This window comes from Subtercola sp. RTI3 (genome assembly GCF_035018625.1).
In the GTDB taxonomy this organism is placed as follows: Bacteria; Actinomycetota; Actinomycetes; order Actinomycetales; family Microbacteriaceae; genus Subtercola; species Subtercola vilae.
The window spans coordinates 1-12,506 of record NZ_JASJXO010000077.1; the positions used below are offsets into that span (position 1 = coordinate 1).

11 protein-coding genes and 2 pseudogenes are annotated in these 12,506 nt (G+C 68.3%); 7 read left to right on the top strand and 6 right to left on the bottom strand.

Going from position 1 to position 12,506, the window contains the following annotated elements; genetic code table 11:
* Positions 1 to 1,104: HtaA domain-containing protein (locus tag QN358_RS17875; protein ID WP_323513161.1), on the bottom strand; the 1,104-nt coding region annotated here is incomplete at its 3' end.
* Positions 1,105 to 1,259: 155 nt separating this feature from the next.
* Between QN358_RS17875 and QN358_RS17880 the strand changes: the two genes are divergently transcribed.
* From QN358_RS17880 to QN358_RS17900, 5 genes are read left to right on the top strand one after another with little or no spacing between them, the layout of a single operon-like run.
* Positions 1,260 to 2,462, top strand: a complete 1,203-nt coding sequence (locus tag QN358_RS17880; protein ID WP_323513162.1) for a heme/hemin ABC transporter substrate-binding protein — start codon at positions 1,260 to 1,262, stop codon at positions 2,460 to 2,462.
* Positions 2,459 to 3,490 (top strand): FecCD family ABC transporter permease, encoded by a 1,032-nt coding sequence (locus tag QN358_RS17885; RefSeq protein ID WP_237280497.1) that lies wholly within the window; start codon positions 2,459 to 2,461, stop codon positions 3,488 to 3,490. The genes QN358_RS17880 and QN358_RS17885 overlap by 4 nt, the downstream gene beginning before the upstream one ends.
* Positions 3,487 to 4,263 carry a heme ABC transporter ATP-binding protein gene (locus tag QN358_RS17890; RefSeq protein WP_136643317.1) on the top strand — a complete coding sequence of 259 codons (777 nt, stop codon included), beginning with the start codon at positions 3,487 to 3,489 and terminating at the stop codon, positions 4,261 to 4,263. Before QN358_RS17885 ends, QN358_RS17890 begins: the two co-directional genes overlap by 4 nt.
* 45 nt (positions 4,264 to 4,308) lie before the next feature.
* Entirely contained in the window at positions 4,309 to 5,163 is an 855-nt protein-coding gene (locus tag QN358_RS17895) for a hypothetical protein (protein WP_136643316.1), read from the top strand.
* A gap of 58 nt (positions 5,164 to 5,221) precedes the next feature.
* Positions 5,222 to 6,115 carry a VOC family protein gene (locus QN358_RS17900; protein WP_136643315.1) on the top strand — a complete coding sequence of 298 codons (894 nt, stop codon included), beginning with the start codon at positions 5,222 to 5,224 and terminating at the stop codon, positions 6,113 to 6,115.
* 27 nt (positions 6,116 to 6,142) lie between these two features.
* Here the strand turns inward: QN358_RS17900 and QN358_RS17905 are convergent, their stop codons facing one another.
* The 5 genes and pseudogenes from QN358_RS17905 to QN358_RS17920 all read right to left on the bottom strand — a co-directional run bounded on the left by QN358_RS17905 (position 6,143) and on the right by QN358_RS17920 (position 11,195).
* Positions 6,143 to 6,562 (bottom strand): hypothetical protein, encoded by a 420-nt coding sequence (locus tag QN358_RS17905; RefSeq protein ID WP_323513163.1) that lies wholly within the window; start codon positions 6,560 to 6,562, stop codon positions 6,143 to 6,145.
* 52 nt (positions 6,563 to 6,614) lie between these two features.
* Positions 6,615 to 6,782: pseudogene (locus QN358_RS18965) on the bottom strand (alpha/beta hydrolase); the annotation flags it as partial.
* Positions 6,783 to 6,956: 174 nt separating this feature from the next.
* A complete protein-coding gene (locus QN358_RS17910) occupies positions 6,957 to 8,225 on the bottom strand; it encodes a mechanosensitive ion channel family protein (protein ID WP_136643313.1) in 1,269 nt (422 codons plus the stop codon).
* Positions 8,226 to 8,268: 43 nt separating this feature from the next.
* Complete coding sequence (locus QN358_RS17915) at positions 8,269 to 9,486, bottom strand: MFS transporter (RefSeq protein WP_323513164.1); 1,218 nt, start codon at positions 9,484 to 9,486, stop codon at positions 8,269 to 8,271.
* A 167-nt stretch (positions 9,487 to 9,653) separates the two neighbouring features.
* Positions 9,654 to 11,195, bottom strand: a complete 1,542-nt coding sequence (locus tag QN358_RS17920) for a catalase (RefSeq protein ID WP_323513165.1) — start codon at positions 11,193 to 11,195, stop codon at positions 9,654 to 9,656.
* Between the two features lie 217 nt (positions 11,196 to 11,412).
* Between QN358_RS17920 and purS the strand changes: the two are divergent.
* A pseudogene (gene purS, locus QN358_RS17925) lies at positions 11,413 to 11,652 on the top strand (phosphoribosylformylglycinamidine synthase subunit PurS); the annotation flags it as partial.
* Between the two features lie 128 nt (positions 11,653 to 11,780).
* Positions 11,781 to 12,485, top strand: a complete 705-nt coding sequence (purQ, locus tag QN358_RS17930) for a phosphoribosylformylglycinamidine synthase subunit PurQ (protein ID WP_136643311.1) — start codon at positions 11,781 to 11,783, stop codon at positions 12,483 to 12,485.
* Positions 12,486 to 12,506: the final 21 nt, after the last annotated feature.

The window sequence follows — 12,506 nt, forward strand, 5'->3', positions numbered from 1 at the left end:
GCTCGGCACCGCGCCGGTGACCGGGGTGCCCGTGGAGGCCGGGGTGGCGGTGGAGGCCGGGGTGGCCGGAGCGAGCACCACCGTCGCGGTCAGCGTTGTCGCGCTGCCGAGCAGAACGGGCGCGGCGGGGGTGAGGGCGAGAGTGGTGACCGTGGCAACCGGAGTGACGACCACGGGTGCGTCCGTGACCGTTACGACGTGCGCGCCAGAGGTCGAGGCCGAGTATGCCGAAGTGTCGGTCGGCGTGAACTCGGCGGTGTAGCTGTGCGTACCGGTTGTGGCGACCACCGTGGCGCTGGCCGAGCCGGCGGTGTCAACCGCGACCGGCGAAGGCAGGGCATCCGTGCCATCGACGAATCGAATGCTGCCGGCGACGGCGGGCGAGACGCTGGCCGAGAGAGTGATCGTGTCGCCCTCGGTCGCGGCAGCCGGGGTAGCCGTGAGCGTGGTGGCGGTGGTCACGACCACCGGAGCAGGGGGTGCGGCCTCGAAGGGCAACGAGAACGACACCGTGTCGAGTGCCGCACCGACCGTGTAGAACCCCCCGAAGACACTGGCCGACCCGGGGCCGGCAGCGGCGGCGACACCGCTGAACGAAGCGACGCCGTCGTTCACACTGTTGGTACCGGTTGTCAGGTCGAGCGTGGCGAAGACAGCTGTTCCGCTGGCGCCCGCGCTGTCGGTGTAGTCGAACGAGAGGTTGCCAGTCGCAGCATCAGTGAGTGTGAGCTCGGGGTGCGACAGGGTGATCGAGATGTGGTGCGCCGGCACGGTGAAGGTGATCGCGCCGCCGAAGATCACGTCGGCAGCCCCGGTTGCCTCGTCGTATGAGCCCCCCGTCGAGCCGCCCCAGCCGTAGGGTGCGGGTGAGGCGCTCGCGCCGTTCGCGAGCGCGACTGATCCGCCGAAGCCCGACACATAGTTTCGCCATGAGTCTTTGATGCCCCAGGTCAGCGAAGCACCCGACACGTCGCCGGTCGAGGCGGTGGTGGTGGCGGCGGTGGCGGTCAGAGCAGAGCCGAACACGAGCATTCCGGCGAAGAGAACGAGCGCCACCAGGGCACTCAGCGGTCTGGTGAGGCGACGGCCCCAGCTGTTTGTCACGATGCGGATACTCCTGGTCGGTGAGGGGGTGGCAGGGGGTGGCGCGGAGGCACCGCCCCCATATCTGTGAAGAAACACAGGCAGCGCTCCGCAGCCCTGACACTAGTGCAATTTAGGTAAGGCTTACCAAACTTTATTTAGGGTAACCTAACAGCGTGATCTTTCTTCATTGCACCACGAAGCCCGTGTTTACGCGGATTCTGCTGCCCATCCTCCTCGCCGTCGCTCTCGCGGTCACCGGATGCTCGGCGCCTGCCCTCGGTTCCGGCACGTCAAGCGGCGGCGGTTCTGGCACCGCTTCATCGTCAGAACCCTGCTCCTCAGCTCCCGCCGCACAGGTTGCTCTCAGCCAGCTTCACCCGACCACGCCGCCGCGCGAACTCACCGGCGCGTCGACCGCCTGCCTGCCGAGCGAGAGCATCGCCGCTCTCACGCCTGCCCCCACACCGCAGCTGCCCACCACCGTCGTCGACAACCAGGGCACCAGCGTCACCGTCACCGACGCGAGCCGCATTCTGGCGCTCGACGTCTCGGGAACGCTGGCTGCGACCGTGTTCGCCCTCGGCCTCGGCCCGCAGGTGGTGGGCCGCGACATCTCCACTGGGTTTCCTGAAGCCGCCGCGCTGCCGGTCGTGACCCAGGGCGGTCACCAGCTGAGCGCCGAAGCGATTCTGGCGCTCGCCCCCACGGTGATCATCACCGATTCGTCGATCGGCCCATGGGATGTGCTGCTGCAGCTGCGCGGCGCCGGTATTCCGGTAGTGGTTCTCACACCCGACCGCTCGATCGACAACGTGGGCACCATTGTTCAGGGCGTGGCCGATGCCCTCGGAGTGGCCGCGGCCGGAGCATCCGTGACCGCGGGCGTTCAGAGGCAGATCGCCGCGACGGTCAACGACATTGCGAAACTCGCCCCGACGGCGAGCGCCGACAAGGTGCGCGTGATGTTCCTCTACGTGCGCGGCTCGGCCGGGGTCTACTACATCTTCGGCAGGGAATCGGGTGCCGACGCCCTCATCACGAGCCTCGGCGCCATCGACGTGGCGGGCGAGATCGGTATACAGGGCATGCGACCGATGACTGCGGAGGCCGTCGTGGCTGCGGCACCCGACGTGATTCTCATGATGACCAAGGGGCTCGAATCGGTCGGCGGGGTCGAGGGGTTGATAGCGGCGGTGCCGTCGGTCGCGCTGACTCCCGCGGGCGAGAATCGGCGCATCGTCGAGATGAGCGACTACGACATTCTGAGCTTCGGTACGCGCACGCCGGCGGTGCTCGACGCGCTGGCGCGGGCCCTGTATGCGCCGGGCGGCTCGGGCGCTGGGGTGGATGCCCAACCGAACCCGAGCACCTCGTGACCCGCCGCGCCCTGCTGTTCACCGGGCTCGCCGCGGCCCTGGTGATCGTGGTCGTCTTCTCGGGGGCCACCGGGCAGCTGTCGATTCCACCCGGGCAGGTACTCGGCTCACTGCTGCACGCGGTGGGCCTCGATATCGGCCCCCTGCCCGCACTCGGGCAGGGCCACGAGGCGCTGTGGAGCATCCGGTTTCCCCGCATCGCCCTCGCCGTTGTGGTCGGCGCCGCGCTCTCGGTGAGCGGGATGCTCATGCAGGCGATCTTCGGCAACCCCCTCGCCGACCCGGGTGTGGTGGGCGTCTCTGCCGGCGCGGCCGTGGGCGCTGCAGCGACCATCGTGCTCGGCTGGTCGTTTGCCGGCGACTGGACCATCGCCCTCACCGCCTTCACCGCCGGCCTGCTCTCGACGTTCGTCGTCTACGGCGCGGCCCGGGCGGGAGGCAAGACCGAGGTCGTCACGCTCGTGCTCACGGGGGTCGCCGTCACAGCCGTCGCCGGGGCCGGGCTCGCTTTTCTGCTGTTCTTCGGTGACAGCCAGGCGCGCGAGGCCATCGTCTTCTGGCAGCTCGGCAGCCTCAACGGAGCCCTGTGGCGCGACGTCTGGGTCGTCTTGCCGGTGGCGCTCCTCGGAATCGTCGCGGCACTCGCGCTCTCCCGCCGGCTCGACCTGCTCTCGCTCGGCGAACGCTCGGCGCGACACCTCGGGGTCAACGTCGAACTGCTCCGGGTTGTCACCATCGTGCTGGTCGCCCTGCTCGTTGCCGTGGCGGTAGCGTTCACCGGCATCATCGCGTTCGTGGGGCTCGTCGTGCCGCACCTCATGCGCATGATCATCGGGCCGGCCCACCTGCCGCTCACCATCGCGAGCGCCCTCGGCGGCGCTCTGCTGCTCTCGACCGCAGACCTCGCGGCCCGCACGATCGTGCCCTACGCCGACCTGCCGATCGGCATGCTCACGGCTCTGGTCGGTGGCCCGTTCTTCTTCTGGCTGCTGCGCCGCACGCGCGCACGATCGGGCGGGTGGGCATGATGGTCGGGCGGGGGCTCGAGGCAGTGGGAGTGTCGCTCGCCATCGACGGTCGCACGATTCTCGATTCGGTGTCGCTCGTTGCTGCACGCGGAACCGTGCACGCCCTCGTGGGGCCTAACGGAGCCGGTAAGTCCACCCTCCTTTCCGTGCTCAGCGGTGATACCGCGCCCGCCGCAGGCGAGGTACGGATAGAAGGACGACCCCTGGCCACCTGGCCGCTGCGCGAACTCGCACGCCGCCGCGCGGTGCTGCTGCAGCAGAACGCGGTGTTCTTCCCCTTCACCGTGCAGCAGGTCGTCGAGATGGGGCGCGCACCCTGGCGAGGAACTGTCTCGGATCATCACGACGAAGCGGCCGTAGCCGAGGCGCTGGCGCTGGCCGAGGTCGACATATTCTCTGAACGGCATGTACCGACTCTCTCCGGAGGAGAACGTGCCCGCGTGGCCTTCGCCCGCGTGCTCGCCCAGAGCGCGGGGATTCTGCTGCTCGACGAACCCACCGCCGCCCTCGACCTGCGGCATCAGGAGCACGTGCTCGGAGTCGCCCGCACTCGTGCCCGCTGCGGCGACGCCGTGATCGTCGTGCTGCACGACCTGACTCTCGCGGCCGCGTTCGCCGACACCGTGACCGTGCTTCAGGGCGGCCGCGTCGCAGCGACGGGCGGGCCCGACGCGGTGTTCACCTCCGACTTGCTCACTCAGGTGTACGACCACCCCATCGAGGTGATCCGGCACCCCCGAACCAACGCCGCGATCGTGCAGCCGGTGCGCTGAACTGCTGCCCCCACCACAGAACCTCCAGCTCCCAGAAAGTCAGTCATGGCACTCCTCCCCTCGGTCTTCCGCCTCCCTCTCGCAACGCGCCTCCGCGCCACGCTTCTGACCGGCGCCCTCCTCGCCACCCTCGTCGCGACAGCATCCACCGCACCCGCACCCGCGCACGCAGCCGACACCGCGACCGTGCAGGTCACCCTCACTGCCGACGCTGCTGTGACGAACACGGTCTACACCGACGAGACCACGGCGCTCAGCGTGTCGGGTAGCGGATTCCAGTCGATCGAGAAGGGGTTCGGCGGTATCTACCTTCTGTTCGGCTGGGTCGACCCCTCGGGTGCCTGGCAGCCGAGCAAGGGCGGTGCCACTGGAGCCACCTACCGCTATGCCATGGACGACGAGTCGAAACCCGCCGGCTACCAACAGTTCATCGCCTTCCCCGGCTCCACCACCGAGGCGAGCGCGAGCGGCGGCGACATCACCGCCGATGGCAGCTGGGCCACGACCCTCACGGTCGCCGGTTCGAGCTTCGAGGCCACCGACCGTGACGGCAACGCGACAACGGTCGACTGCCTCGCCTCGCAGTGCGGCGTGATCACCATCGGCGCCCACGGCGTTGCGAACGCGAACAACGAGACCTTCACGCCGGTGAGCTTCGTTTCGTCGGCGGCGATGACCGCCTCCGCCTCCGAAACTTCTGCCCCCACCGCCGTGCCTGTTGCCACCGGCACACAACCGGCCGCAGCCATCGCTACCGCAGACACCTCAGCGGGCGCCAAGCCGTCGAGCGCCACCGGTTGGATGCTCGGCTCCGCACTGGCGCTGCTGGCCCTGCTCGGCATCGGTACGTGGGCCCTCGTTCGCCGTCGTCGCGCCGCTACCCCACCGGCCGACAGCTGAACACTCGCGGGCGCCTCCCCTGTCGGAATACCCGACCACCGCTATGGTTGTAGCTACAATGAATGGCTCCCTGAACAGCACCGACCTGCTCGCCGCCAGCACCGGCATGGGCCCGGTCACCCTTCGCGTCGGCAACCTCGACGCCGAGATCGCCTACTACCGCGACGGCGTCACGCTCGACGTTCTGAGCCACGAAGGCAGCATCGCCGTGCTCGGGCGCGGCAGCACCCCCGTACTCATCCTCGAGCACGCCCCCGAGCTGGCGAACGCGGCCCCGCGGTCGGCCGGTCTGTACCACACGGCCATCCTCTTCGAATCGCGCGAGGCACTCGCCGCCGCCATCTACTCGGTGGCGACCACGGCCCCCGGAACCTTCACCGGCAGCGCCGACCACAAGGTCAGCATCGCGTTCTACTTCACCGACCCCGAAGGCAACGGGGTCGAGCTGTACTGGGATCGCTCCCGCACCGAATGGAGCTGGGTGCACGGCCAGATCGAGATGGCCACGCTCTACGTGGATCCGAACGAGTTCCTGCAGAAGTACCTCACGGAAGAGACGGTTCAGAACCCAAGGCTCGGCGGAGCATCCGTCGGTCACGTGCACCTCTCAGTGGGTGACATACCGAGCGCCAAAGAGTTCTACGTGCGGAGGCTCGGCTTCGAGACCACCTTCGAAATTCCCGGCAGTGCGTTGTTCATCTCGGCCGGCAAGTATCACCACCACATGGCGATGAACACCTGGCAGAGCGCTGGAGCTGGCAGGCGCCAGCTCGCCCTCGGCCTCGCGCAGGTCGACATCGTGGTGCCTGCCGTCACCGACCTCGGAGCCCTCGAGGAGCGCCTCACCCACTACGCAACCCCGTTCGCCAACGACGGTCGGGCGCTCGTCATCGAAGACCCCTGGGGCAGCCGCGTCACCGTCTCGACCGAGCCGCTGACCCCCGCCGCGTAGCTCTGGCTCGGCCGGCTGACGCGTGCGTCAGGCGAGCAGGGCCTCGACCCTCGCGACGGTGGCGCGCCAGAGGGGCGACGCCGGATCGATGATGGCGAAGTGGTCGCCGGGGGCTTCGAGGAGTTCCGGATGCCCGAGCTCGGGTCGCGCCGACACCCTCCTGTTCATCGCGATGAAGTCGGCCGAATCGCCGGTTCCCTGCACCAGCAGCCACGGCGCCCGGCGGCGCTCGAACCGCGCCGGATCTGCCGCCGCATACCGCCCGGGCACCTCGTCGGGAGTGCCCCCCAGCGCCATCACAACCGCGTCGCTGCTCAGCCGGTGCTCGACGGCGTAACCGAGGTCGACCACGCCCGCGAGCGAGACGGCGAGCGCGATGGGGGGGTACGAACGGGGGCGCGAACGCCGGTGCCCCCACAGGCGCAGCGCCTTCCGGGACGGCGTCACCCTCCGCCTCCGCGAGTTGCAGGGCGAGTTGGCCGCCCGCCGAGTGACCGAACACGACGAGGGGTACGCCCGCGTCGAACTGCGGCAGACCCCGAAGGGCACCGAGGGCCGCGTCGAGGTCTGAGAGCGTGGCCGGCCAGCCATGGGCATCCGGCCGCCGGTATTCGGTGTTGAAGACAGCCCATCCGCGTGCCACGAGATCGGCGGCGAGGGGGCGCATCAGGTCGAGGGTGTAGGCCGAGCGGTAGAAGCCTCCGTGCAGCAGCACGGCGGTGGCGACCGGTGCCGGTGCACCGAGAACAGGTGCGCGCCACTCGGCGAACTGGTCGGGGTCGGTGCCATACGCGACACGCGTGACGGCGGGTTCGGGCGGGGGCTTTCTCCATCGCACGGCTCAGCGCGCCTCGTCGTGCGGTGCAGCGCCGGCGTCGCCCGACCCGGCGGCAATGTGGGGCTCGGCGGCAGTATGGGGCTCGGCGGTCGCCGCACCAGCCGCCACGTCGCCCGCCCGCGGCCGCTGCACCTCGAGCGGCCCGGTGAACTGGCTGCCGCGGAGCTCAGCACTGGCGTCACCGCTGAAGAGGGCATCCGGAGGCGTCTTCGACGGTACCGACGCCGAACGCGGCGCATCTGACTCGAGCGGCGTCTCGGAGAGCTCCACCCGCGTGTGCGGAACCGTCTGCGGCGACACCTGCTGCACCCAGCTCACCATCTGCTCCCGCACGTAGCAGCGCAGGTCGAACAGCGTGGGTGCATCGACAGCCGTGACGAGAATGCGGATGCGCACGTACCCCGCCACCGCGTCGGTGACCTGCAGAATGGCCACCCGGTCATCCCACAGCTCGGTCTTCGCCATGACCCGGTGCAGTTCGTCGCGCATCTCGTCGGGCTTCACGCGCCAGTCGAGGTCGAACTCCACCGAGCCCATCAGCTGGGAGTTCTTGCGGGTCCAGTTCTGAAACGGGGTGGTGGTGAAGTAGGTCGAGGGCAGAACCATTCGCCGGTCATCCCACAGGTGCACCACCACATACGTGAGGGTGATCTCTTCGATGCGCCCCCACTCGGTTTGAACGATCACCACGTCGTCGATGCGAATGGCATCACTGAACGCCAGCTGCACCCCGGCGAACACGTTCGCGAGTGTCGACTGCGCCGCGAGCCCCGCGACGATGGAGATGAGCCCGGCCGACGCGAGCAGCGATGCCCCGGCCGCCGATACCCCCGGGAACGTCAGCAGTATCGCCCCGAGCCCCACCAGCACGGTCGCGACCACGGTGATGCGCCGGATGATCAGCACCTGTGTGCGGAGGCGCCGGGCGTGCCGATTGTCGGGCACATCGGTGCGGTACCGGGCGAGCCCGAGGTCTTCGAGGAAGATCGCCAGCGCGCAGACGAGCCAGGCACCTGCCGCGATCGACAGCACCAGGAAGGTGTGGCTCAGAACCTCACGCCACGCGGGGTCGACGCTCGTCGCCTGCAGCGCCACCCAGAGCGCGACGACGAGAAGGAAGATGCGAAACGGCCTGCGGGCACGGCGGATGAGCCGCACGGCCCACTCTTTGCGACGGCTGATGCGGCGCACGATGAATGCGGTCACGGCGGTGACCACCACCGCAACGACTACGGCGATCAGAACATAGACAAGGGCCTCTAACCACGGCATGGTGCCCACACTAGAGAGAAAGTCTGTCAAAAGCTGCAGATCGTCAGATCATCGCCAGCCGGCGTGCGGCCCGAGCCTCGACGCGCCACGACACTACCCACACCGCCAGCGCGCAGAGCGCGAGCCCCGTCGCCACCACGCCGGCGAGCGACATACCGCCGAGGCCGTACGCCACCGGCCCGAGCAGCGCGCCGAGCGACCCGCCCAGAAACACGCTCACCATGAACACCGTGTTCGCCTGGGCCTCTCCACCCGGGTTGGCAGTCATGGCGCGGTTCTGGTTCGCCGACTGCGCGCTCTGGTTCGCCCAGGTCAGCACGAACACCGAGATGCCGAACAGCACGCCCTGCCCTTCGTCGAACACCACGGTCACCGTCGCGAAGACCAGGAACACCAGAAAGAGACCGCCCACCCGGGTGGCCCCGAACCGGTCGACGAAACGCCCACCGAACGGGGTGATGACGCCAGCCGCCAGCCCCACGAGGCCGAACAGCCCGGCTTGGGCGACACTCCACCCGTAGAGCGGGCCGGTGAGGTGCAGCACCATCACTGTCCAGACCGTATTGAACGTGGCGAAGGCGAAGAAGTGCATGGCCGACGACAGTCTCAGGGCACGACTCGTTCGGGCGAGCCGAAGAGTAGACAGCAGCAGCGAACCGTAGGTTCTGCCGAGGGCGCCGAGTGCAACATCCGACCGCAGAGCACGACGGAGGAACGGAATGGTCGCCGCGACGCCGAGCGCGAAGATAACCATCACCCACCGCCAGCCGAGCGGGCCCACCAGAAGGCTTGCCACGATGCGCCCGCCGAAGATGCCGATCAGCAGCGCCCCGAGCAGCACGGTCGTCGTCGACCCCGAGCGACCGGCCGGCGCCAGCTTGTTCGCGGCCGGAATCGTGAGCTGCGCGATATTCGCCACCAGTCCCACGACCAGAAAGCCGAGCGCCACACTCACGATCTCTGGCAGCACGGCGGTCAGCAGCAGCGCCGACGCGAGCAGGATGAGCTGCGTCGTTATCTGCCGACGCGGCTGAATGCGGTCAGACAGCGGAACCAGCAGAAAGATACCCACGGCATACCCCACCTGCACCGCGGTCGCCGTGAGACTGGCCATGCCCGCTGGCACGCCGAGCGTGGTCGCGAGGTCGGTCAGCATCGACTGCGGCAGGTAGATGGTGCTGACCGCGGCGGCGGCCGTTGCGGCGAGAACCAGCAGCTTCAGGTTCCACGAACGGGCCTGCTGTTTCACGGGGTCTGTCACGGGGTCTCCGGATGCTCGGGGCTGGCATTTGGCGGTGTCGGCCCCTTTGCCGGCTCCCACCGTACAACGCAATCGACTCTGCAGAGTTTGCGGGTGCCAGGCGTGCACACCCGCAATTTCTGCAGAGTCGAATTGGTGTGGTGAGGTGGTGAGGTGGTGCTGTGCGGCTAGACGGTGAGGTTGACGTCGGCGGCGGGTTCGGCGTTCAGGCCGGCCGCGTTCGGCGGGGCGACCTCGGAGTCGATGTCTCCCGCGGCGAGGGCAGCCTCGACGCGGTCGCCGAGGGTCTGGTCGACGTTTCGCCAGTACTGCAGGGCGCGTGCCTTGATCTCGGGGATCGTGACCTGGCCCACGTGGCCGGCGATGTTCGCGACCAGACGGTCACGGGCAGCGTCGTCGAGCACCTCGCGAACGAGGGTTCCGGCCTGGCCGAAGTCGTCGTCTTCGGCGTGCAGCGTGGCTGCGGTGCGCTGCAGCTCGCCGTCGTTCTGCCACCCGGCGGAGTCACCGGCGGCCTCGGGTGAGGCAGCCGGGCCGCCCACCGAGTTCGGCGCGTACACGGGCGTCGACGGTGCGTTGAACGCGTAGCGCGCGGCGCCGTCTTTCGAGTACGAGTTGACCGGCGCAGCGTGCGGCGAGTTCACCGGCAGCTGAGCGTGGTTCGTGCCGACACGGTACCGGTGGGCATCCGCATAGCTGAAGATGCGCGCGAGCAGCATCTTGTCGGGGCTGGCTGCGATGCCGGGAACGAAGTTCGAGGGGGCGAAGGTGGCCTGCTCGATCTCGGCGAAGTAGTTCTCGGGGTTGCGGTTCAGAGTGAGCGTGCCGACCTTGTGCAGGGGGTAGTCGGCGTGCGGCCAGACCTTGGTGAGGTCGAACGGGTTGAAGCGATAGGTCGCCGCCTCGGCGTACGGCATGATCTGCACCGAGAGGCTCCACGACGGGAAGTCGCCGCGGTCGATGGCCTCGCCGAGGTCGCGGATGTGGAAGTCAGCGTCTTCGCCGGCGATGGTGTTCGCGGCTTCCTGGCTCAGAATCTCGATGCCCTGGTTGGTCTTGAAGTGGTACTTGACCCAGAATCGCTCGCCCGCGGCGTTGATCCACTGGTAGGTGTGCGAGCCGAAGCCGTCCATGTGGCGCCAGGATGCCGGCAGCCCACGGTCGCCCATCAGCCAGGTGACCTGGTGGGCCGACTCTGGGCTGAGCGACCAGAAGTCCCACTGCATGTCGTTGTTGCGCAGGTGGCTTCCCGGCAGACGCTTCTGCGAGTGGATGAAGTCGGGAAACTTGATGCCATCGCGAATGAAGAACACGGGGGTGTTGTTGCCCACGAGGTCGTAGTTGCCCTCGGTCGTATAGAACTTCAGCGCGAAACCGCGGGGGTCGCGCCAGGTGTCGGGGCTGCCCTGCTCGCCGGCCACGGTGGAGAAACGTGCGAGCGTCTCGGTGCTGACACCGGGCTGGAAGAGCGCGGCGCGGGTGTACGCCGACACGTCTTCGGTGATCTCGAGGGTGCCGAATGCGCCGCCGCCCTTGGCGTGAACGATGCGCTCTGGTACCTTCTCGCGGTTGAACTGGGCCAGCTTCTCGAGCAGGTAGTGGTCATGCAGGGGGATGACGCCGTCGGCGCCGACGCTCTGCGAGTGCTCATCGCTCGCAACGGGCGCACCGGAGTTGGTGGTGGTGTGGTTCTGCACAGTGTCAGTCATAGTGTCTCCTTCGGTTTCAACTGTTCTAGTCAAGCACTTGTTTTGACTAATTCATAATAAGGATCGCTCGGGCGTGCCCTGAAGGGGGGTCGAGGCGGGGCGCGGCGCGGGTCAGGTGCGGGCCAGGCGCAGGCCCGGCGCGGGCGTGAGTGCAGCAGGCGTGCGGGGTTGAGCGGCTAGAATCGGAGCATCCGTTCGCCGAACTCTGGAGTCTCCGGTGCCCACAATTGTCGTAGAAGTCATGCCCAAAGCCGAGCTGCTCGACCCGCAGGGCAAGGCCGTCGCCGGCGCGCTCGCGCGTCAGGGTCGCTCGAAGATCACCGGCGTTCGTGTCGGTAAGCGGTTCGAAATCGAGGTCGAGGGGCCTGCCACCGACGAGATTCTCGCCGAGGTGTCGGTTCTGGCCGACGAGATGCTCGCCAACCTCGTCATCGAAGACGTGATCAGCGTGCACTTCGCCGGTGCCGACGGGTTCGGGCACGACGCCGAGCACGACTTCTCGACCGGAAACGTGACGAACGACACGTCGTTCGACGAGGCGTCGACGCCCGAAGCGCAGGCAGAGATCCTCAAGGGAATCTCCTAATGGCTCCCCGTATCGGCGTGGTGACCTTTCCGGGGTCGCTCGACGATCGTGACGCCCAGCGCGCCGTGCGACTCGTCGGCGCTGAGGCCGTGCCGCTGTGGCACGGCGACCACGACCTGCACGGGGTCGATGCGATCATCCTGCCCGGTGGGTTCAGCTACGGCGACTACCTGCGCGCGGGGGCCATCGCGAGCCTGTCGCCCATCATGTCGGAGGTCATCGACGCGGCCGGGGCCGGCATGCCCGTTCTCGGCATCTGCAACGGTTTTCAGATGCTCGCCGAGGCGCACCTGCTGCCGGGCGGGCTCATTCGCAACGACCACGGCAACTTCATCTGCCGCGACCAGCGGTTGCGCGTCGAGAACACGTCGACGGCGTGGACCTCGGCGTTCGCCGACGGGGCCGAGATCACCATCCCGCTGAAGAACGGCGAGGGCGGGTTCATCGCGTCGGCCGACACCATCGCGCGGCTCGAGGGCGAAGGGCTCGTGGCGTTCCGGTACCTCGAGGTGAACCCCAACGGCTCGATGAACGACATCGCCGGGCTGACCAACCCCGCCGGCAACGTGGTGGGGCTCATGCCGCACCCCGAGCACGCTGTCGAAGAGGGTTTCGGACCCGACACCTCCTCAGCCATGCGCTCCGGCACCGACGGCCTGCTGCTCTTCACCTCCGCGCTGCACTCCCTCCTCGCCCGCGCGTAGCCCTGTCTCTTATACACATCT

Bases quoted from the DNA above. Each gene is read 5' to 3' on its own strand.
- QN358_RS17910 (WP_136643313.1), bottom strand. From the start codon at position 8,225: ATGCCGTGGTTAGAGGCCCTTGTCTATGTTCTGATCGCCGTAGTCGTT.
- QN358_RS17895 (WP_136643316.1), top strand. From the start codon at position 4,309: ATGGCACTCCTCCCCTCGGTCTTCCGCCTCCCTCTCGCAACGCGCCTC.
- QN358_RS17890 (WP_136643317.1), top strand. From the start codon at position 3,487: ATGATGGTCGGGCGGGGGCTCGAGGCAGTGGGAGTGTCGCTCGCCATC.
- QN358_RS17920 (WP_323513165.1), bottom strand. From the start codon at position 11,195: ATGACTGACACTGTGCAGAACCACACCACCACCAACTCCGGTGCGCCC.
- QN358_RS17900 (WP_136643315.1), top strand. From the start codon at position 5,222: ATGAATGGCTCCCTGAACAGCACCGACCTGCTCGCCGCCAGCACCGGC.
- purQ (WP_136643311.1), top strand. From the start codon at position 11,781: ATGGCTCCCCGTATCGGCGTGGTGACCTTTCCGGGGTCGCTCGACGAT.